Annotated in this window: 20 protein-coding genes; 11 read left to right on the forward strand and 9 right to left on the reverse strand. The window is 69.5% G+C overall.

The annotated features are described in order from the left end of the window. The first annotated feature begins 133 nt into the window (after positions 1-133). The 11 genes from gyrA (at position 134) to BW996_RS01110 (ending at position 12,977) form a co-directional block, all read left to right on the forward strand. A complete protein-coding gene (gyrA, locus tag BW996_RS01060; RefSeq protein ID WP_037479132.1) occupies positions 134-2,803 on the forward strand; it encodes a DNA gyrase subunit A in 2,670 nt (889 codons plus the stop codon). After that, positions 2,803-3,387 carry a DUF2059 domain-containing protein gene (locus BW996_RS01065; protein WP_139330680.1) on the forward strand — a complete coding sequence of 195 codons (585 nt, stop codon included), beginning with the start codon at positions 2,803-2,805 and terminating at the stop codon, positions 3,385-3,387. The genes gyrA and BW996_RS01065 overlap by 1 nt, the downstream gene beginning before the upstream one ends. 27 nt (positions 3,388-3,414) lie before the next feature. Beyond that, positions 3,415-4,521, forward strand: coding sequence for a 3-phosphoserine/phosphohydroxythreonine transaminase (serC, locus tag BW996_RS01070; RefSeq protein ID WP_037479129.1), 1,107 nt, complete (start codon positions 3,415-3,417; stop codon positions 4,519-4,521). A 38-nt stretch (positions 4,522-4,559) separates the two neighbouring features. Further along, positions 4,560-5,675: a prephenate dehydratase gene (pheA, locus tag BW996_RS01075; RefSeq protein ID WP_051631652.1), complete on the forward strand. Its 1,116-nt coding sequence runs from the start codon at positions 4,560-4,562 to the stop codon at positions 5,673-5,675. 31 nt (positions 5,676-5,706) lie between these two features. Continuing rightward, entirely contained in the window at positions 5,707-6,588 is an 882-nt protein-coding gene (locus BW996_RS01080; RefSeq protein ID WP_037479127.1) for a prephenate dehydrogenase, read from the forward strand. Between the two features lie 40 nt (positions 6,589-6,628). Further along, on the forward strand, positions 6,629-8,653 hold the full coding sequence (locus BW996_RS01085; protein WP_037479124.1) for a bifunctional 3-phosphoshikimate 1-carboxyvinyltransferase/cytidylate kinase: 2,025 nt from the start codon (positions 6,629-6,631) through the stop codon (positions 8,651-8,653). Between the two features lie 180 nt (positions 8,654-8,833). Beyond that, positions 8,834-10,513, forward strand: coding sequence for a 30S ribosomal protein S1 (rpsA, locus tag BW996_RS01090; RefSeq protein ID WP_037479366.1), 1,680 nt, complete (start codon positions 8,834-8,836; stop codon positions 10,511-10,513). Between the two features lie 34 nt (positions 10,514-10,547). Beyond that, positions 10,548-10,901, forward strand: a complete 354-nt coding sequence (locus tag BW996_RS01095; RefSeq protein ID WP_051631651.1) for an integration host factor subunit beta — start codon at positions 10,548-10,550, stop codon at positions 10,899-10,901. A 69-nt stretch (positions 10,902-10,970) separates the two neighbouring features. Continuing rightward, positions 10,971-11,303: a LapA family protein gene (locus BW996_RS01100; protein ID WP_037479121.1), complete on the forward strand. Its 333-nt coding sequence runs from the start codon at positions 10,971-10,973 to the stop codon at positions 11,301-11,303. Further along, positions 11,293-12,444, forward strand: a complete 1,152-nt coding sequence (gene lapB / locus BW996_RS01105; protein ID WP_037479118.1) for a lipopolysaccharide assembly protein LapB — start codon at positions 11,293-11,295, stop codon at positions 12,442-12,444. The genes BW996_RS01100 and lapB overlap by 11 nt, the downstream gene beginning before the upstream one ends. Positions 12,445-12,629: 185 nt before the next feature. Then, positions 12,630-12,977, forward strand: coding sequence for a ComEA family DNA-binding protein (locus BW996_RS01110; RefSeq protein WP_037479362.1), 348 nt, complete (start codon positions 12,630-12,632; stop codon positions 12,975-12,977). Here BW996_RS01110 and BW996_RS01115 read toward each other — a convergent pair. From BW996_RS01115 to BW996_RS01150, 9 genes are all read right to left on the reverse strand, one after another. Further along, on the reverse strand, positions 12,955-14,286 hold the full coding sequence (locus BW996_RS01115; protein WP_081837991.1) for a patatin-like phospholipase family protein: 1,332 nt from the start codon (positions 14,284-14,286) through the stop codon (positions 12,955-12,957). The two genes, BW996_RS01110 and BW996_RS01115, sit on opposite strands and share 23 nt — an antisense overlap. 86 nt (positions 14,287-14,372) lie before the next feature. Next, a complete protein-coding gene (locus tag BW996_RS21155) occupies positions 14,373-14,651 on the reverse strand; it encodes a hypothetical protein (RefSeq protein WP_139330682.1) in 279 nt (92 codons plus the stop codon). Positions 14,652-14,812: 161 nt separating this feature from the next. After that, positions 14,813-15,643 carry an urease accessory protein UreD gene (locus tag BW996_RS01120; RefSeq protein WP_037479115.1) on the reverse strand — a complete coding sequence of 277 codons (831 nt, stop codon included), beginning with the start codon at positions 15,641-15,643 and terminating at the stop codon, positions 14,813-14,815. 89 nt (positions 15,644-15,732) lie between these two features. Beyond that, entirely contained in the window at positions 15,733-16,704 is a 972-nt protein-coding gene (locus BW996_RS01125) for an isopenicillin N synthase family dioxygenase (RefSeq protein ID WP_037479112.1), read from the reverse strand. 107 nt (positions 16,705-16,811) lie between these two features. Then, positions 16,812-17,312 (reverse strand): nucleoside deaminase, encoded by a 501-nt coding sequence (locus BW996_RS01130; RefSeq protein WP_037479108.1) that lies wholly within the window; start codon positions 17,310-17,312, stop codon positions 16,812-16,814. A gap of 27 nt (positions 17,313-17,339) precedes the next feature. Continuing rightward, positions 17,340-18,107, reverse strand: coding sequence for an ABC transporter permease (locus BW996_RS01135; protein WP_037479105.1), 768 nt, complete (start codon positions 18,105-18,107; stop codon positions 17,340-17,342). Further along, positions 18,104-18,934 carry an ABC transporter ATP-binding protein gene (locus BW996_RS01140; protein WP_037479102.1) on the reverse strand — a complete coding sequence of 277 codons (831 nt, stop codon included), beginning with the start codon at positions 18,932-18,934 and terminating at the stop codon, positions 18,104-18,106. Before BW996_RS01140 ends, BW996_RS01135 begins: the two co-directional genes overlap by 4 nt. Positions 18,935-18,961: 27 nt before the next feature. Further along, positions 18,962-20,011, reverse strand: coding sequence for an ABC transporter substrate-binding protein (locus BW996_RS01145; RefSeq protein ID WP_037479099.1), 1,050 nt, complete (start codon positions 20,009-20,011; stop codon positions 18,962-18,964). Positions 20,012-20,105: 94 nt separating this feature from the next. Next, entirely contained in the window at positions 20,106-20,768 is a 663-nt protein-coding gene (locus BW996_RS01150) for a GntR family transcriptional regulator (protein WP_375131189.1), read from the reverse strand. Between the last annotated feature and the right edge of the window lie 55 nt (positions 20,769-20,823).

Consider the following 20,823-nt stretch of genomic DNA (forward strand, 5'->3'; position numbering starts at 1 on the left):
GTGCCACAGGAAGACGCCCCAGGACAGGGCTGTTGCGCGATGACGACATTGCGCGGATCGTAGAATGGCGGGTTCGATGCCCCGGCGCTGCAGCGTCTTTGTGGGCGTCCCCGCTGTGCAACGGCCCGACCGCATGACTCAATTCGCCAAAGAAACCCTGCCCGTCAGCCTCGAAGAGGAAATGCGCCGCTCCTACCTCGACTACGCGATGAGCGTGATCGTCGGGCGGGCGCTGCCGGATGCGCGCGACGGGCTGAAGCCGGTGCATCGGCGTGTGCTCTACGCGATGCACGAGCTCAACAACGACTGGAACCGCCCTTACAAGAAGAGCGCGCGCATCGTCGGCGACGTCATCGGCAAATACCACCCGCACGGCGACACCGCGGTCTACGACACCATCGTGCGCATGGCCCAGGACTTCTCCCTGCGCCACATGCTGGTCGATGGCCAGGGCAACTTCGGCTCGATCGACGGCGACAACGCCGCGGCGATGCGCTACACCGAGATCCGCCTGGGCAAGGTCGCGCACGAGATGCTGGCCGACATCGGCAAGGAAACCGTCGACTTCGGCCCGAACTACGACGGCAGCGAGCGCGAGCCGCTGGTGCTGCCGACCCGGCTGCCCAACCTGCTGGTCAATGGCTCGGCCGGCATCGCGGTGGGCATGGCCACCAACATCCCGCCGCACAACCTCAACGAGGTGGTCGACGCCTGCCTGCACCTGCTGCGCCAGCCCGACGCCACCATCGACGAGCTGATGGAGATCATCCCGGCACCGGACTTCCCCACCGCCGGCATCATCTACGGCGTGGCCGGCGTGCGCGAGGGCTACCGCACCGGGCGCGGGCGCGTGGTCATGCGCGCGCGGGTCCATTTCGAGGACATCGACCGCGGCGCGCGCCAGGCGATCATCGTCGATGAGATCCCGTACCAGGTGAACAAGAAGACGCTGCTCGAGCGCATCGCCGAGCTCGTCCACGAGAAGAAGATCGAGGGCATCAGCCACATCCAGGACGAGTCGGACAAGTCCGGCATGCGGGTGGTGATCGAGCTGAAGCGCGGTGAAGTCCCCGAGGTGGTGCTCAACAACCTCTACAAGCAGACGCAGCTGCAGGACAGCTTCGGCATGAACATGGTCGCGCTGATCGACGGTCAGCCGCGCCTGTGCAATCTGAAGCTGCTGCTGGAGATCTTCCTGGAGCACCGCCGCGAGGTGGTGACGCGCCGCACCGTCTACGAGCTGCGCAAGGCGCGCGAGCGCGGCCATGTGCTCGAAGGCCTGGCGGTGGCGCTGGCCAACATCGACGAGTTCATCCGCATCATCAAGACCTCGCCCACGCCGCCGCTGGCGCGCGCCGCGCTGATGGAGCAGGGCTGGGACTCGGCGCTGGTGCGCGAGATGCTCGAGCGCGCGGGCAGCGCCGCGCTGGGCGGCCGCGAGGCCTTCCGCCCCGAGGGGCTGCCGGCGCAGTACGGCCTGCAGGCCGACGGGCTCTACCGCCTCTCGGACGACCAGGCCGGCGAGATCCTGCAGATGCGCCTGCAGCGCCTGACCGGGCTGGAGCAGGACAAGATCGTCGGCGAGTACCGCGACATCATGGCGACCATCGCCGACCTGCTCGACATCCTGGCGCGGCCCGAGCGGGTGACCGCGATCATCGTCGACGAGCTGGGCGCGCTGCGCGCCGAGTTCGGCCAGACCAAGCTGGGCGCGCGCCGCTCGACCATCGAGCACAACGTGCAGGAGCTCGGCACCGAGGACCTGATCACCCCGACCGACATGGTCGTCACCCTCAGCCACGGCGGCTACATCAAGAGCCAGCCGCTGGCCGAGTACCGCGCGCAGAAGCGCGGCGGCCGCGGCAAGCAGGCCACGCAGACCAAGGAAGACGACTGGGTCGACCAGCTCTTCATCGCCAACACGCACGACTGGATGCTGTGCTTCAGCGACCGCGGGCGCGTCTACTGGCTGAAGGTCTGGGAGGTGCCGCAGGGCGGGCGCGCCAGCCGCGGCAAGCCGATCGTCAACATGTTCCCGCTGCAGCCGGGCGAGAAGATCACCGTGGTGCTGCCGCTGACGGGCGAGTTCCGCAGCTTCCCCGCCGACCACTACATCTTCATGTCGACCGCGCTGGGCACGGTCAAGAAGACCGCGCTCGACGAGTTCAGCAATCCGCGCAAGGCCGGCATCATCGCGGTCGATCTGGACGAGGGCGACCACCTGATCGGCGCGGCGCTGACCGACGGCGAGCATGACGTGATGCTGTTCTCCGACGGCGGCAAGGCGGTGCGCTTCCACGAGGGCGACGTGCGCCCGATGGGCCGCAACGCCCGCGGCGTGCGCGGCATGTCGCTCGAAGACGGCCAGAACGTCATCGCGATGCTGGTGGCCGAGGACGAGTCGCAGAGCGTGCTGACCGCCACCGAGAACGGCTACGGCAAGCGCACCGCGATCGCCGAGCACACCCGCCACGGCCGCGGCACCAAGGGCATGATCGCCATCCAGCAGTCCGAGCGCAACGGCCGGGTGGTCGCCGCCACGCTGGTGCGCGCCGAGGACGAGATCATGCTGATCACCGACCGCGGCGTGCTGGTGCGCACCCGCGTGTCCGAGATCCGCGAGATGGGCCGTGCCACGCAGGGCGTCACGCTGATCGCGCTCGACGAGGGCTCGCAGCTCTCGGGCCTGCAGCGCATCGTCGAGAACGACGCCAACGAATCTGCTGAATCTGCCGATTCCGCTGCCGAGGCCGCCACCGATTCCCCCACCGACACCGGCGCCAGCGCCGGGGAGACTGCCTGATGACTTGCCTGTCCACTCTGCGTCGTCTGGCGCTGATTCCTGCCGCGACGCTGGTGCTGCTGGCGGCGCTGCCGGCGCAGGCCGCCGAGCCGAGCCCGGCCAAGAAGGAGCTGATCGCCAAGGTCGTCTCGCTGCAGCAGGGCGGCATCGACGGCATCGCCCGCGGGCTGGTCGAGCAGCCGGCGATGGCGCTGATGCAGCAGGCCGGCATGATCCTGCAGACCCGTGTCGCGCCGGAAAAGCGCGAGGCGCTGGCCAAGGAGATCCAGGCCGACGTGCGCAAGTATGTCGAGGAGGCCACGCCGATCGTGCGCGAGCGCGCGCAGAAGGCCGCGCCGGGCGTGATGGGCGCGCTGCTCGACGAGCGCTTCACCGAAGACGAGCTCAAGCAGCTGGTCGCCTGGCTGGAGTCGCCGGTGGTGCGCCGCTACCAGCAGATGACGCCCGACATCCAGAAGGGCCTGTCCGAGAAGCTGGTGGCCGACACCCGCGCCGCGGTCGAACCCAAGCTGCAGGCGCTCGACCGCAGCATCAGCGCCCGCCTGGGCGTGCAGCCGCCGGCCTCGGCGCCGGCGAAGAAGTGACGCTCCTGAAGACCTCTTGATCTGACGATGACGATGACCGCGCGCCCCTACAACTTCTCCGCCGGCCCGGCCGCTCTGCCCGAGGAGGTCCTGCAGCAGGCCGCGGCCGAGATGCTCGACTGGCACGGCTCCGGCATGAGCGTGATGGAGATGAGCCACCGCGGGCGCGAGTTCATCTCGATCGCCGAGGCCGCCGAGGCCGATCTGCGCGAGCTGCTGGCGGTGCCGGCGAACTTCCGCATCCTGTTCATGCAGGGCGGTGGCCTGGCCGAGAACGCGATCGTGCCGCTGAACATGTCGAGGGGCGGCGCGGCCGACTTCGTCATCACCGGCGCCTGGTCGCAGAAGTCGGCCAAGGAGGCGCAGCGCTACTGCGACGCAAAGGTCGCGGCCAGCAATGCCGCGGGCGGCCACCTGTCGATTCCGGATGCCGCCGGCTGGGCGCTGCGCGCGGACGCGCGCTACGTCCACATCTGCAGCAACGAGACGATCCACGGCGTCGAGTTCCAGACGCTGCCGGATCTGAAGGCCCTGGGCAGCGCGGCCGAGCTGGTGATCGACTGCTCCTCGCACATCCTGTCGCGCGGCATCGACTGGTCCCGGGTGGGCCTGGCCTTCGCCGGCGCGCAGAAGAACATCGGCCCGGCGGGCGTCACCATCGTCATCGTGCGCGAGGACCTGCTCGGCCACGCGCTGGCGATCTGCCCCTCGGCCTTCGACTACAAGCTCGTCGCCGACAACGCCTCGATGTACAACACGCCGCCGACCTACGGCATCTACATCGCCGGGCTGGTGTTCCAGTGGGTCAAGCGCCAGGGCGGCGTGGCCGAGATGGAGCGCCGCGCGGTCGAGAAGGCCGGGCTGCTCTACGGCTACCTGGACGGCGAGGGCGCGGGCTTCTACGTCAATCGCATCGATGCGGCCTGCCGCTCGCGCATGAACGTGCCGTTCCAGCTGCGCGACGAATCGCTCAACGCCGACTTCCTGAAGGGCGCGCAGCAGCGCGGCCTGCTGCAGCTCAAGGGCCACAAGAGCGTGGGCGGCATGCGCGCGTCGATCTACAACGCCATGCCGCTGGCCGGTGTGCAGGCGCTGGTGGACTACCTGCGCGAGTTCGCCGCCACCCACGGCTGATCCGACCTCTCTCGACAACAAGACCGGGAAACTCCGCCATGACCACGCCCGACCACGACGCCGCGTCGCCCGCGCCGACCCTGCCGGAGCTGCGCGACCGCATCGACGCGCTCGACCGCGAGCTGATCGCGATGCTCAACCGCCGAGCCCGCCTGGCGCAGGAGGTCGGCGAGATCAAGAAGAAGGAGGGCTCGGTCGTCTTCCGCCCGGAGCGTGAGGCGCAGGTCATCGACGGCCTGAAGCAGTTCAACCCGGGCCCGCTGAAGAACGAGAGCGTCGCACCCATCTGGCGCGAGATCATGAGCGCCTGCCGCGCGCTGGAGACGCCCACCCGCGTGGCCTATCTCGGCCCGGCCGGCACCTTCAGCGAGGAGGCGGCGCTGGGCTTCTTCGGTTCGTCCATCGTGCGCGTGCCGTGCGCGAGCATCGACGAGGTCTTTCGCAACACCTCGGCCGGCGTGGCCGACTTCGGCGTGGTGCCGGTCGAGAACTCGACCGAGGGCATGGTCGCTCGCTCGCTCGACATCTTCCTGACCACGCCGCTGTTCATCATCGGCGAGACCAGCCTGTTCGTCCGCCACAACCTGCTGCGCCGCGAGAACGCGCTCGACGGCATCGAGGCGGTCTGCGCGCATCCGCAGGCGCTGGCGCAGTGCCACGACTGGCTGTCGCTGCACCTGCCGCACGCCGAGCGCCGGCCGGTCTCGAGCAACGCCGAGGGCGCACGCCTGGCCGCGCAGGACAGCCGCCTGGCCGGCATCGCCAGTGCGCGCGCGGCCAGCGAGTACGGCGTGCATGTGGTCGCCCCGGCGATCCAGAACGATCCGCACAACCGCACCCGCTTCGCCATCGTCACCGATCCGCACCGCCACCCGGCGCCCAAGGCCTCGGGCCACGACTGCACCAGCCTGGTGGTGTCGGTGGTCAACCGCCCCGGCGCGATGTACGACATCCTGGCGCCGCTCAAGCGCCACGGCGTGTCGATGACCCGGCTGGAGTCGCGCCCGGCACGCTCGGGGCAGTGGGAGTACTACTTCTTCATCGACCTGCAGGGCCATCCCGAGCAGCCGGCGGTGCAGACCGCGATGCACGAGCTGCGCGAGGCCTGCGCCTTCTTCAAGGTGCTCGGGGCCTATCCGATCGACGCTCACTGAGCCCCACTGATCTCCGCCAGGTTCTTCCATCATGTTCAATCAACTCGGGGTGATCGGCTGCGGCCTGATGGGCGGCAGCTTCGCGCTGGCCCTCAAGCGCGCCGGTCTGGTGCAGCGGGTGGTCGGCTACAGCAAGTCGCCCTCGACGGTGGAGCGCGCGCGTCGGCTCGGCGTCATCGACATCGCGGCCGAATCGGCGCTGCTGGCGGTCTCGGGCTCGGACATCGTGCTGATCTCGGTGCCGGTGGCCGCCAGCGACGCGACCTTCAAGGCGATCCGCCACATGGTCGAGCCCGGCACGCTGTTCATGGATGTCGGCAGCACCAAGCGCGATGTGGTCGACGTGGCGCGGCGCGTGCTGCGCGAGCGCATCGGCAGCTTCGTGCCGGCGCATCCGATCGCCGGCAAGGAAGTCGCCGGTGTCGAGCATGCGGACGCGCAGCTCTACCAGGGCAAGCAGGTCATCCTCACGCCGCTGGCGCAGACCGATCCGGTCATGGTGCAGAAGGCCACCGACGTCTGGGCCGCCATCGGCTGCCAGGTGCTGCGCATGACGCCGGAGAACCACGACGCGGCCTTCGCCGCCGTCAGCCATCTGCCGCACCTGCTGGCCTTCGCCTATTTCAATGCGGTGATCTCGCAGCCGGCCGGGCGCGAGTTCCTGTCGCTGGCCGGGCCGGGATTCCGCGACTTCACCCGCATCGCCGCGGGTGATCCGACGGTCTGGCGCGACATCCTGCTGGCCAACCGCGAGGAAGTGCTCAAGCAGTCGCAGCGCCTGCGCCACGCGCTCGACGCCTTCGAGGTGGTGATGCGCTCCGGCAACCAGGAGGCGCTCGAGGACCTGATCCGCACCGCCTCCGACGGTCGCTCGGGCTGGCAGATGAATGCCCGCCCGGCCACCGCCCGCTGATTTCTCGCCGCAGATTCCGCCGAAGACTCTCCCTCCGCGCATGTACTCGATCCCGCATCTCGACCTTCCGCCGCTGGGCCACGCCGCCGGCACCGTGCAGCTGCCCGGCTCCAAGAGCATCTCGAATCGGCTGCTGCTGCTGGCCGGCCTGAGCGAGGGCACGACGACGCTGGTCGACCTGCTCGACTCCGACGACACCCGCGTGATGCTGGCGGCGCTGCGCACGCTGGGCTGCGCCATCGTCCAGGACGGTCGCCACACCCGCATCACCGGCTTCGCCGGTCGACCCGCGGTGGCCTCGGCCGAGCTCTTCCTGGGCAACGCCGGCACCGCGATGCGCCCGCTGACCGCCGCGCTGGCGGTGCTAGCCACGCAGCAGGACGGCGCGGCCTACACGCTGGGCGGCGTCAAGCGCATGCACGAGCGCCCGATCGGCGATCTGGTCGATGCGCTGCGCGCCCTGGGCTGCACGGTCGCGTGCCTGGGCACCGAGGGCTATCCGCCGCTGCGGGTGGCCGGCGGTACGCTGGACCTGGCCGCGCCGGTCAAGGTGCGCGGCGACGTGTCGAGCCAGTTCCTGACCGCGCTGCTGCTGGCGCTGCCGCTGGCCGCCACCGACCGCGCCGTCACCATCGAGGTGGTCGGCGAGCTGATCTCCAAGCCCTACATCGAGATCACGCTGAACCTGCTGGCGCGCTTCGGCATCGCGGTCGAGCGCCAGGGCTGGGAGCGCTTCGTCATTCCGGCCGGCAGCCGCTACGTCACGCCGGGCGAGGTCCATGTCGAGGGCGATGCCTCGTCGGCGTCGTACTTCATCGCGCTGGGCGCGATCGCCGGCGTGGACGCGCCGGTGCGCATCGAGGGCGTGGGCGCAGCCTCCATCCAGGGCGACATCCGCTTCAAGGAGGCCGCCGAGGCGATGGGCGCGCAGGTGACGGCCGAGCCCAACGCGCTGGAGATCCGCCGCGGCGCCTGGCCGCTGAAGGCGATCGATCTCGACTGCAACCACATTCCCGACGCGGCGATGACGCTGGCGGTGATGGCGCTCTACGCCGACGGTCCCAGCACGCTGCGCAACATCGCCAGCTGGCGCGTCAAGGAAACCGACCGCATCGCCGCGATGGCCTGCGAGCTGCGCAAGCTCGGCGCCACGGTCGAGGAGGGCGAGGACTTCATCCGCGTCGAGCCGCTGGCGCGCTTCCAGCCCGCGTCGATCCACACCTACGACGACCACCGCATGGCGATGTGCCTGTCGCTGGCCGCCTTCAACCGGCTGAATCCGGCCGGCGACGGCGAGACGGCGGTGCCGGTGCGCATCCTCGATCCGAAGTGCGTTGCCAAGACCTTCCCCGACTACTTCGAGGCGCTGTTCTCGGTGGTCGAGGCGCGCGCGGCCGACATTCCGGTGATCACCATCGACGGCCCGACCGCCTCCGGCAAGGGCACGCTGTCGGCCAGCGTGGCCGCCGGCCTGGGCTGGCACACGCTGGATTCGGGCTCGCTGTACCGGGTGACCGCACTGGCGGCGCGCCGCGCCGGCGTTTCGGCCGACGACGAGCCGGGCCTGGCCGCGACCGCGCGTGCGATGCAGCTGCGCTTCGAGGGCGTGCGGGTGCTGCTCGCCGGCGAGGACGTCAGCGACCAGCTGCGCGACGAGGCGGTGGGCATGATGGCCTCGCGCATCTCGGCCTGGCCGGCGGTGCGCGCCGCGCTCTACGACCTGCAGTGCGGCTTCCGCCAGCTGCCCGGTCTGGTGGCAGACGGCCGCGACATGGGCACCGTCATCTTCCCCGACGCCGGCCTGAAGATCTTCCTGACCGCGACGGCGGCCGCGCGCGCCGAGCGCCGGCTCAACCAATTGATCGCCAAGGGAATTTCTGCTAGCCTCGACGATCTTCGTGCTGATCTGGAGGCGCGCGACGAGCGGGACCGCACCCGCGAGACCGCCCCCTTGAGACCGGCCGAAGACGCGCTCCGGCTCGACAACTCCCAGCTCGGCATCGAGGCTTCGGTGCAGCAGGTGGTGGCCTGGTGGAACGCACGGCAGCCCTTCGACGCGCCCTGAGCGAGCCGGATCGACCGCCACCTTTCCTGCCTTCTGGCCCGGAGTTCCGGCCGAGTGCGCAATGCACCGACGGCGCCCCGGATCATCAACTCAACCCCGCCACGGAAGTGGCACCCGCCGCCGGCCCGTCGCCGGTGCAGAAAGTCCCCAATGTCCCAAGCATCTATGGCCGATCTCGGCATGGAATCCTTTGCCGCGATGTTCGAGGAGTCGCTCCAGCGCGCCAACATGCGCGCCGGCGAAGTGATCTCCGCTGAAGTCGTCCGCGTCGAGCACAGCTTCGTCGTCGTCAACGCCGGTCTGAAGTCCGAAGCCTACGTTCCGCTGGAAGAGTTCAAGAACGACCAGGGCGAAGTGGAAGTCCAGGTCGGCGACTTCGTGTCGGTCGCGATCGACGCCATCGAGAACGGCTACGGCGACACCATCCTGTCGCGCGACAAGGCCAAGCGTCTGGCCTCGTGGCTGTCGCTGGAAAATGCCCTGGAGTCGGGCGACTTCGTCACCGGCACCGTCAACGGCAAGGTCAAGGGCGGCCTGACCGTGCTGGTCAACGGCATCCGCGCCTTCCTGCCGGGTTCCCTGCTGGACACCCGTCCGGTCAAGGACATGAGCCCGTTCGAGGGCAAGACCATGGAGTTCAAGGTCATCAAGCTCGACCGCAAGCGCAACAACGTTGTGCTGTCGCGTCGCGCGGTGGTCGAGGCCTCGATGGGCGAAGAGCGCGCCAAGCTGCTGGAAACGCTGCGCGAAGGCGCCATCGTCAACGGCGTGGTCAAGAACATCACCGAATACGGTGCGTTCGTTGACCTGGGCGGCATCGACGGCCTGCTGCACATCACCGACATGGCCTGGCGCCGTGTCCGTCACCCGAGCGAAGTGGTGACGGTCGGTCAGGAACTGACCGCCAAGGTCCTGAAGTTCGACGCCGAGAAGAACCGCGTCTCGCTGGGCCTGAAGCAGATGGGCGACGATCCGTGGTTCGGCGTCTCGCGCCGCTACCCGTCGGGCACCCGCCTGTTCGGCAAGGTCACCAACATCGCCGACTACGGCGCGTTCGTCGAGATCGAGCCGGGCATCGAAGGCCTGGTGCACGTCTCGGAAATGGACTGGACCAACAAGAACGTCGCTCCGTCCAAGATCGTCTCGCTGGGCGACGAAGTCGAAGTCATGGTCCTGGAGATCGACGAAGACAAGCGTCGTATCTCGCTGGGCATGAAGCAGTGCCGCGCCAACCCGTGGGACGAGTTCGCGCAGAACTTCAAGCGCGGCGACAAGGTCAAGGGCCCGGTCAAGTCGATCACCGACTTCGGCGTGTTCGTGGGTCTGGCTGCTGGCATCGACGGCCTGGTGCACCTGTCCGATCTGTCGTGGAACGAGCCGGGCGAAGCCGCGGTCCGCAACTACAAGAAGGGTCAGGACGTCGAGGCCGTGGTCCTGGGCATCGATGTCGAGCGCGAGCGCATCTCGCTGGGCATCAAGCAGCTCGACGCCGATCCGTTCACCAACTACACCTCGGTCAATGACCGCGGCATGACGGTGACCGGCAAGGTCAAGTCGGTCGACCCGCGTGGTGCCGAGATCCAGCTGAACGAGGAAGTCACCGGTTACCTGCGTGCTTCGGAAATCGCCCGCGAGCGCGTGGAAGATGCCCGCAACGTGCTGAAGGAAGGCGACGAAGTCACCGCCCTGATCATCAACATCGATCGCAAGACGCGCTCGATCCAGCTGTCGATCAAGGCCAAGGACAACGCCGAGAACCAGGAAGCCATGCAGCGCCTGTCGGCTGACTCCAGCCGCGAGAACGCTGGCACCACCAGCCTGGGCGCCCTGCTGAAGGCCAAGCTGGATCAGGGCAACTGATCCTGATGCCGGACGCCACGGACCTGCCGTCTGCATGACCCGCTCCGACCTCGTCAATCTGCTGGCCGCACGCTTCGGCCAGCTGACCCATCGTGATGCCGAGTTCGCCGTCAAGACGATGCTCGACACGATGACCGAGGCCCTGGGGCGGGGCCACCGCATCGAGATCCGTGGCTTCGGCAGCTTTGCCGTCAATCGCCGGCCGCCGCGCATGGGGCGCAATCCCCGTTCCGGCGAGCCGGTCGTCATTCCCGAGAAGCTGGTGCCGCACTTCAAGCCGGGCAAGGCCCTGCGCGAAGCCGTCGACCGCACCGCCGCTTCTGCCATGCCCACGCCTGCTGCTGCAGTCGTCGCACCGCCTGCCTCCGCCTCCGGCGACAAGGCCTGACCGTCCGCCCGGACGGCCGCGCACCCCGCGCGGCGCATGCCGCACGACACGCACTAGAATCCCGGTGCGATGCGATTCTTCTCCTGGCTATTTCGAGCCGCCATCTTCTTCGTGCTGTTCGCCTTCGCGCTGAACAATCAGCACGAGGCCCGGATCCGCTGGTTCTTCGGCTTCGAGTTCCGTGCACCGATGGTGCTGATGGTGCTCGTGGTCTTTGCTGCCGGTGCGCTTTTTGGCGTCCTGGCGATGATGCCGAACTGGTGGCGCCAGCGCCGCCGCGCCCGTGCCTCGACCGAGCCGCAGACCCCGGTGATCACCACCGCGGCCGTGCCGGCGGTGTCCGGCGTCACCCCTGTCCTGCCTGACGTTCCCCTGGGCGCTCCCCCCCGCGATGGACTTTGACCTGCAGTGGCTGCTGCTGGCCCTGCCGCTGGCCTTCGGGCTGGGCTGGCTGGCCTCGCGCCTGGACATGCGCCAGTGGAAGCGCGACATCGAGTCGTCTCCGCGCGCCTATTTCAAGGGCCTGAACCTGCTGCTCAACGAGCAGCAGGACAAGGCCATCGATGCGTTCATCGAGGCCGTCCAGCATGACCCGGGCAGCTCGGACCTGCACTTTGCGCTCGGCAACCTGTTCCGGCGCCGGGGCGAGTACGAGCGGGCGGTGCGGGTGCATCAGCATCTGCTGGCACGTGCCGACCTGCCGACCTCCGAGCGTGACCGCGCCCAGTACGCGCTGGCGCAGGATTTCCTGAAGGCCGGTCTGTTCGACCGGGCCGAGGCGGCCTACCGGGCACTGGAGGGATCCGCCTTCGCGACCGATGCCCGCATGGCACTGCTGACGCTGCATGAGCGTTCGCGCGACTGGAAGGCCGCGATCGAGGTGGCACGCCAGCTCGAGGCGGTGGCGGCTGGATCATTTGCGCCCCGCCTTGCCCATTACTGGTGCGAGCTGGCGCTCGAGGCCGATGCCCGTGGCCAGGGCGACGATGCGCTGGTCGCACTGGACAAGGCGCGCCAGGCCGCGCCGCAGTCGGCGCGTCCCCTGGTGCTGGCCGGCCAGCGTGCGGCGCGTGCTGGTGCGCATGCGCAGGCGCTGCAGGCCTGGCTGCCGCTGGTCACGCTGTCGCCGGGGGCCCTGTCGGTCATCGCGGCGGACTTCGCGGCCAGTGCGCAGGCCTGTGGCCGGGTGGACGAGGCCCGTGCCGCGCTGTCCGAACTGCATCGCCAGGTGCCGACCTCCGACCTGCTGGCCGCGCTGCTCGGGCTCGATGCCGATGCGGCCTCGCGCCGCCGGCTGCTGCTCGAACACATGAAGGTTCAGCCCGGCCTGGGCCCGGTGCTGAGGCTGCTGCGCGAGCCCGGTGGTGCGTCCCTGTCTGGCGACGAGCATCAGGCGGTGCAGGGCAGCGTCGCGCAGGCGCTGCGGCCGCTGCAGCGCTACCGCTGCGCGGCCTGCGGCTTCGAGGCGCAGCAGTATTTCTGGCAGTGCCCCGGCTGCCAGGGCTGGGAGACCTTCCCTCCGCGCCGCCTCGAGGATCATTGAGCTCTCCCCCATCGGAGGGCCCCCGGAAGAGGGCCCTCCTGATGGGGATGCACCGAGTCTGACCGCGCTCCTATCGTGGATCCACGCCGGCATCCGTGCCGCCGGCGCCGCCGATCCGCCCCGCTGCGAGCGGATCATCCCTGTCCGCGAACCACCCCCGCACGGGGTCCGGGAGCATCACGATGATGACGATCCGCAATCTGCTGGCTGGCCTGGCGCTGGCCCTGGCCTCGGTGACCTGTCTGGCCACCGACATCAACAAGGCTTCTCAGGCCGAGCTGGAGTCGATCAAGGGCATCGGCCCTGCGATGTCCGGCCGCATTCTCGAGGAGCGCAAGAAGGGCCCGTTCCGGGACTGGGCCGATGTGATGGAGCGTGTCAAGGGCATCAAGCAGGCCACCGCGACTCGCTTCTCCAGCGGGGGGCTGACGGTCAATGGGGGCGCCTTCGCTCTGCCCGCCGCGCCTGCCACCACGCCGGTGGCTGCGGCGGGCCCCGCGGCGACGGCGCTCACGCCGGTGAAGAAGCCCTGACCGTGAGCGGTTGCCCCGATGTGCCGCTGTCGGCGCAGGCCGTCAGCGCGGGGCGGGCCGCATCGCCGTTGGCGAGCCGGGCCTGGGGCGGCGTAGGGCCCTGTGTGTCGTCCGGCTGCCAGCCGAAGAAGCGCAGGACATCGGCACGCCGCGCCATCGCGTCCGCCTCGCCCAGTGCGATCAGCTCTCGGGTGTAGCCGGACTCGAACAGCAGGTAGCTGGCCAGCGCCGCGCCGCGTGCCGAGCTGCCCCGGCCACTGACACCGACGCCGCGCAACAGGCTGCGCACCGTCAGCGGCAGGCTGTCGAGATGGCGGCCTGCGATCTCGTCCAGACGCTGGCTGGGCGCGATCACCAGCGCTTCGATCGGCCGCAGCGTGGTCTGCGCCCGGGCCTGCGGTGGCAGCAGGGCCAGCGTCGAGTTGATGCGCTGCAGCCGCTCGACATCGACCGCCAGCGCGTCGAGAAAGATGTTCGACATCGCATGGCCGGCGATCTGCGCGATCGTCGGGTAGCCGCTGATTTCCAGATGAACGCCCGGCGGCTCGTGCATGCGGCCGGCGCCGATGATCAGGATGCGCTCCGCGCCCAGATGCACCGCGGGCGAGATCGGTGCGGCCTGGCGCATCGAGCCGTCGCCGAACCAGCCGGTGCGCTCGCCGCAAGGCAGCTCGACCGCTGGAAAGACGAAGGGAATCGCTGCCGAGGCCAGCAGGTGGCGCACCCCGAGCCGGGCCGGCACCGCGAGGCGCTGCGAGCGGTTCCAGGGCGCGATGTTCTCGCGGCTCTCGTAGAAGGTGACATGCTCGCCGCTGGTGTAGCTGGAGGCCGTCACCGCCAGCGCATCCAGATGGCCGTCGTTCATCAGCCGCTGCAGTCGGTCGAAGCGCACCATGCGCAGCAGCAGCGATTCCAGCGGACTGTTGTTCAGCAGCGAGCGTGGGCGCAGTCGCCGCCAGCGGTGCAGCAGCCAGCCGAAGGACATCATCGTCAGCCAAGGGGCACCGGTGCGCAGCACGCCCAGCGAGTCGGTGCGGTAGACCTGCTCGGAGCGGAACTGCGCCCAGACATCGGCGATCTCGCGCACCGCCGCATCATGGCGGTCGGCCTGGCAGGCCAGGGCGGTGGCGTTGATCGCGCCGGCCGAGGTGCCGGCGATGATCTGGTAGGGGCTGTGCGTCGGCGCGCCGACCTCGCGGGCGATGTCGGCAATCGCTCTCAGCACGCCGACCTGATAGGCAGCCCGCGCTCCACCGCCCGTCAGCAGCAGCCCGGTGCGCGGCTGCGACCGGACAGGGGGCGGGAGCATCGCCGGGAGGGAGGAGGCCGTGTCCATGCGCGCCAGTCTATCGACCCCCTGTGCGGGTGTCGGCAGAAAACCGCCCGACTCCGGCCTCAGTCGTGGTGATGGCGCTGGCGGCGCATCAGCCGGCGCTGCAGTAGCGCGATCGAGAGCAGGCCCGCGGCGGCCAGCGCGGCCGGATGGGACTCGCCGTCCGACAGCGCCCCGGTACTGGCCGAGGCAGAGACCGTCGGCGGTGCGGGCGGCGCCTGATGCGCAGGCATCGCCCAGGCGGCGGTGCAGCCCAGCAGACTCAGCGCCGATCCTGCCGCGATCCGTCTCAGCGACCGATGCGACAGGTGTGGCGATGCGGAGAGAGTGAGAGTGAACATGTCGGGCTTCCCTGGCGTTGCGGCCGAATGTCGCGGCCGAATCGAGGCGCCGTCCCGGCATCGATCGGATGTCACGCCTGGGACGGTACGGCCCCATTCTATTCAGGGAGTCACGATCTGATCAGTGGAAACCCTGACCAAAAGGTGTGCGGCTGTTCACGTCATGTCCGCCAGATCCGGGGCGCGGACTCGGCCAGCGACCAGCCGTCCTGGCGCCAGGCTGCCCGCACGGCCACCAGCAGCTGCATCAGCGGCTCGACCCGCTCGGCCAGTGCACGCAGCACGATCACCCTGTCATGGACAGCGCTGACCCCGGCGCTGTCCGCCAGCGGCGAGGCCGACAGCCGATCTCGGGCCACCTCGAGCAGCCGTGCCGTGCGCTCTCGGCCGATCGCCTCGCCGCTGCCGAACCACATCGTGCCCAGCACCCGCCGGCCCGCCCAGCCAAGCGGACCGTCGAGCAGCAGCGTGTCGCTGGCGTCGATGCGGGCCTGCTCCAGCCAGACGCCGGGCAGTTCCAGGTGCTGCTGGTAGCGGCCCCGGCTCCAGGCTTCCCCGGCGGCAGGCAGACCGAGCGCCAGCAGATCCCAGCCGATCATTTCGGCCTTCGGGGCCAGATCGAAGTGCATCCGGTTGATCGCATGGCAGTCGCGGTAGGCGATGGTCTCCAGCGGCAGCCATTCCAGCCGGGCATGGTCGGCCAGCCGCGCCTGCACCTGCTGCATGCCGGGCGCACCGGCGCTGCGGTAGTAGCGGGTCGCGCCGGGCGTGGTGATCAGCGCATGCGTGCCTTCTTCCAGTTGCGCCTCGATCTCGAGCGTGTCGCCGCCGACGATGCCGCCGGGCGGATGCACCAGCACGTGATGGCAGATGCCGGGGCCTTCCGGGTACAGGCGCTGCAGCACGCGCAGCGGGCCATGGTGGCGGTCCAGCGCGATCGTGCGCTCGCCATCGCGGGTGTAGTGCAGGTTCAGGCGGCCGGGCCAGCTCATGGGCGTGTCGAGGAAAGGACGAATGGCAAGGGCGAAAGGGCGGGAGTGTAGCGGGCCGGCCTGGCGCAGTGGTCCTGCGTCGAACCGCGTCAGGCCGCCTCGGGCAGCGTGGTGCGGCGGTACATCTCGACGATATGCTCGCCGGCGGTGATGGCCGGATAGCGTGGCGGATCGCTGGCGTCATGGCAGCCGGGCAGGGTGGCCACCTGGGCGTGGTAGTCGATGTCGTGGAACCAGGCGATCGAGAAGCGCTCGCGCCCGCTGTGGCGGTTGACGACCCGGTGCAGCGAGGAGCGGTAGCGGTCGTTGGTCCAGCGCTGCATCAGGTCGCCGAGGTTGACCACCAGCGTGCCGGGCATCGGCGGCACGTCGATCCACTCGCCCTCGCGCTGGACCTGCAGGCCGCCGGACTCGTCCTGGGCCAGCAGCGTCAGGCCGCCCCAGTCGGTGTGGGCGCCCGAGCCGATCTGGCCGTCGAGCCGGCTGGCCGACTGCGGCGGATAGTGCAGCAGCCGCAGCACCGGCATCGGATTGCGCTGGAAGGGCTCGAAATGCTCGCGCGGCAGCTTCAGCGCCAGCGCGATCAGGCCCATCAGGTGGCGACCGAGGCGGGTCATCGTCGCCTGGTAGGCCTCGACGGTGGCCTGGAAGCCGGGCACCAGCGCCTCGTCGGGCCACTGGTTCGGGCCATGGTTGGGGGTGCCGGCGCGCACCAGCGCGTCCCAGGGGCCGCGGTCGACGCCGAGGTAGAAGCTCTCCTTCAGGTCCGCGGGCCGGCCGGATTCCAGCGCCTGCCAGCCCACCGGATCGAAGCCGCGGCACAGGCCGCCCGACAGATCGACATGCCAGCGCCGCTTGACCTCCTCGGGGAGCGCGAACAGCCGGCGCGACAGCATGAAAAGATGATGGCTGAGCGCCAGCGGCACGCCGTGGCCGGTGACATGGAAGAAGCCGTCGCGCCGGCAGGCCGCATCGATGCGGGCGGCGATGGCGTGCAGGGCCTGGGGGTCGTGACCGAAGCTGGGGGCCAGATCGATCACCGGCAGCGGGCTGTCCGGCATGGGGCGCTCCTGATGGCGAAAAATGAGAGATTCGTCACGAAGAATCGCACGAGCCATGCCAGCCGCTTGCGCCCGCGATGCACCGATCGCGGGCGGCGGAGCGCTGCTCAGCGGCCGAGCCAGAAGCGCGCGTGCACTGCGGCGAGCTCGTCCTCGATCGCGGGAATCGGCCCCCAGACGCGGATCGGCTTCTGGCCGCGCGAGAAGACCTCGCGGCAGGGCACATCCAGCGTCGGATTCTCGGGATGGCGGCCGGTGGTGGCGCGCAGCCGCGTCTCGCTCATGCCGTAGACCAGCCGCCCGATGCCTGCCCAGTACTGGGTGCCCGAGCACATGCAGCAGGGCTCGACGGTGGTGTAGAGCGTGCAGTTCCACAGCAGCTCGGCGTCGAACTTGGCCGCGGCCTGGCGCGCGAGCACCGCCTCGGCATGGTTGACGCTGTCGACATTGCCCTGGATCAGCAGCACCGTCTCGTGGTCCGGCCCCACCAGCAAGGCGCCGAAGGGGTGATGGCCCTGCTCCATCGCGGCGCGTGCGATGTCGCTGGCCTGGCGCAGGTGCAGCAGCATCTGCTCCATCGTCGGGTCGGGCGTGGTGAAGGCGTGCATGGTCCGATCATGCGCCTTTTTGCCGCTTCAGTGCGCGTTCGAGCCGCGATGGGCCCAGCCGGTCGTGCGCTTCTCCACCACCGAGAACAGCTCGTACATCACCATCGCCATCGCGCCGACCACCACCAGCCCGGCAAACGCCAGTCCCATCTGCATCGAGCTGCCGGCCGAGATCAGCAGATAGCCTATGCCCTCGTTGGCCGCGGTCATTTCCGACACCGTGGTGCCGACGAAGGCCAGCGTGATCGCCACCTTCAGCGAGCCGTAGAAATAGGGCAGCGAGCGCGGCAGCCCGACCTTGACCAGCACGTCCCAGCGCCGTGCGCCCAGCACCCGCAGCACGTCCTCCAGCTCGGGTTCGAGCGTGGCCAGGCCGGTGGCGATGTTGACCATGATCGGGAAGAAGCTGATCAGGAAGGCGGTCAGGATGGCCGGACCGATGCCGATGCCGAACCACACCACCAGGATCGGCACGAAGGCGGCCTTGGGCAGCGCGTTGAAGGCGGTCATCAGCGGATAGACCGCGGCGTAGGCCGCGCGCGAGCTGCCGATCAGGAAGCCCAGCAGCACGCCGACGACGATCGACAGGCCGAAGCCGGCCATCGTCACCCAGAAGGTGCGCCAAGCGTGGCCGGCGATGGTGGCGGCATGCTCGGCCAGCGCCGCGCCGATCGCCGCCGGGCTCGGGAAGATGAATTCCGAGATGCCCAGGCCCGCGCACAGTGCCTGCCACAGCAGCAGCACCGCGACCAGCAGGATCCAGGGCGACCAGCGTTCCATCTGGCGGGCGTTCATTGGGCGATCTCCGATGCGGTGGCGAGGCCGGCGACGGGCTTGCGCATGGCGCCGATGTGGCCGCGCAGCTCATGCACGATGGCGGTGAATTCGGGCGTGTAGGTGATCTCCAGATCGCGCGGGCGCGGCAGGTCGATCTCGCGCCGGACGACGAAGCGGCCTGGGCTCTTGCTCATCACATAGACCGTGTCGGCCAGGAACACGCTCTCGCGCAGGTCGTGCGTGACCAGGATGACGTTGAACTTCTGCGCCGCCTGCAGGTCGCGCAGCGCGCACCACAGCTCCTCGCGGGTGAAGGCGTCGAGCGCGCCGAAGGGCTCGTCGAGCAGCAGCATCTTCGGCTCGTGGATCAGCGCGCGGCAGATGCTGGCGCGCTGCTGCATGCCGCCCGAGAGCTGCCACGGAAACTTGTCTTCCATGCCGGCCAGGCCGACACTGGCCAGCAGCCGGCGCGCCTTCTCGCGGTACTCGCCCTTCTTCTGCTTGAAGGACGAGCGGTAGGGCTCGACGATCTCCAGTGGCAGCAGCACGTTGTCGATCGTGGTGCGCCAGGGCAGCAGGCTCGGCGCCTGGAAGGCCATGCCGGTGATCTTCAGCGGGCCGGTGACCTCCTGGCCGCCGATGGTGACGGTGCCGCGGCTCGGGCGCTTCAGGCCGGTGGCCAGCTTCATGAAGGTGGACTTGCCGCAGCCCGAGGGCCCGACGATGGCGATGAACTCGCCCTCGCCGACCTGCAGGTTGATGTCCTCGACAGCGAACTGCTGCTGGGCCAGCAGCTCGTCGTTGTAGGCCAGCCAGACATCCTTGAAATCGACGAAGGCGCTCATCGCATCAGTCCTGTGCGGTCATGTCGGTCACTTCTTCGCGGTGGCGAAGAGGTTGCGGTCGGTGGCCGGGGGCAGGAAGCTGCCGTTCCAGACCGCGTCCGGGTTGATGCGCTCCTTGGTGGCGAAGGCGTCGGCCACCTGGCTGGCCATCAGGCTCAGGCGCGGGCCGCTGACCGCGCCGAAGCCCTCGGCCCGGGCATCCGGCGTCAGCACCGAGGCCTCGAGCGCCAGCTTCAGCCGGCGCAGCTCCAAGTCGGCGTTGATGATGCCGTCGCGCGCCTTGACCAGATCCACGCCGGCCTTCGGGTCGGCGATCACGTCCTTCACGCCCTTGGTGAAGCCGCGCAGGAAGGCCTTCACCGCCTCCGGGTTCTTCTTCAGGAAGGCCTCGCCGACGATGATCGCGTTGCCATAGAGCTTCACGCCGTGCGCGGGGTAGGGCAGCACGACCACATCCTCGGTCTTGACGCCGCGGGCCTCCAGGTTCAGCAGCGAGGTGAAGGAGAAGCCGGTGATCGCGTCGATGTCGCCGCGCACCAGCATGGTCTCGCGCAGCGGCGGGTCCATCGCGGTCCAGGTGACGTTGCTGACGCCGTTGGCCTTGGCGAAGATCGGCCAGGCCTTGCGGCCGGCGTCGAAGACTGGCGCGCCCAGCTTCTTGCCGCTCAGGTCGGCCGGCGTCTTGATGCCCGACTTCTTCAGCGCCAGCACCGCCGCGGGCGTGTTGTTGTAGACCATCATCACCGCGACCGGCTTGTTCGGCGCGGTGGGGTTGTTGGCGTGGAACTCCATCAGCGCGGCCAGGTCGGCGAAGCCCATGTCGTAGGTGCCCGAGGCCACGCGGGTGACGGTGCCGCCCGAGCCGTTGCCGGCGTCGATCGTCACGTCGAGCTTCTCGGCCTTGAAGTGGCCCTTGGCCACCGGCGCGAGGAACAGCGCGGCCGGACCCTCGAAGCGCCAGTCGAGCTGGAACTTGACCGGGGTCTCCTGGCTGTGCGCCGGGCTGGCGAGCAGGCCCAGCGTCGAGGCAGCGGCAAGCACCATCGCGGTGCGTCGGATCGGCGAGAGAACGGACATCGTTGTGGGCTCCAAGCTGTATACAGTTTGCGGAGAACCTGGCTTGCAATATCCGTGCGCGCCTCGCAAGCCGAAAAACCGGGGCGGTCCGGGATCAGGGGCCGGCGGCCGGGGCCAGCGCCGTGGCGAGATCGGCGATGCGCGGGTGCAGGCGCAGATTGCTCTCGACCTCGGCGATGTGCGCCTCCATCAGCCGCACCGCCTCGTCGGCATCGCCGCAGGCCAGTGCGTCGACGATCTGCACATGGCCGGCCTGCGAGTGCTCGGCCGAATGCGAGGACTGGTACATCAGCGAGATCAGCGAGGAGCGCGAGAGCAGGTCGGCCAGCAGCTGCGCGAGCACTTCGTTGCCGAGCTGGCGCGCCAGGATGATGTGGAAGTCCGCCAGCAGCCGCGTGCGTCCGGGCACGTCGGTGCGCTGCACCGCCGAGGCTTCCGCGCGCAGATGTGCGCGCAGTTCCTCGACCTGTTCCGGCGTGATGTCGCGCGCGAGCTGGCGCACCATCGCTGTCTCGAGCATCAGGCGCACGCCGAAGACCTGGCGCGCCTCCTCGACGCTCGGCCGGGCGACGAAGGCGCCGCGCGCGGGCTCCAGCGTGATCAGCCGGTCGCGGCTGAGCTGCATCAGCGCCTGGCGCACGATGGTGCGCGAGACCTTGAAGATGTCGGCGATCGGCTGCTCGGCGAGCTTGGTGCCCGGCATCAGGCGGCGCTCGACGATCGCCGCGGTGATCGCCTCGGCGATGCGCCGGGTCATGGTGGCGCCGGGATCGGCGCTGTCGCCCTCGGTCGGGGGGCTGGCATCGGCCTGC

It is taken from the genome of Sphaerotilus natans (assembly GCF_900156335.1).
GTDB lineage: Bacteria > Pseudomonadota > Gammaproteobacteria > Burkholderiales > Burkholderiaceae_C > Sphaerotilus > Sphaerotilus natans.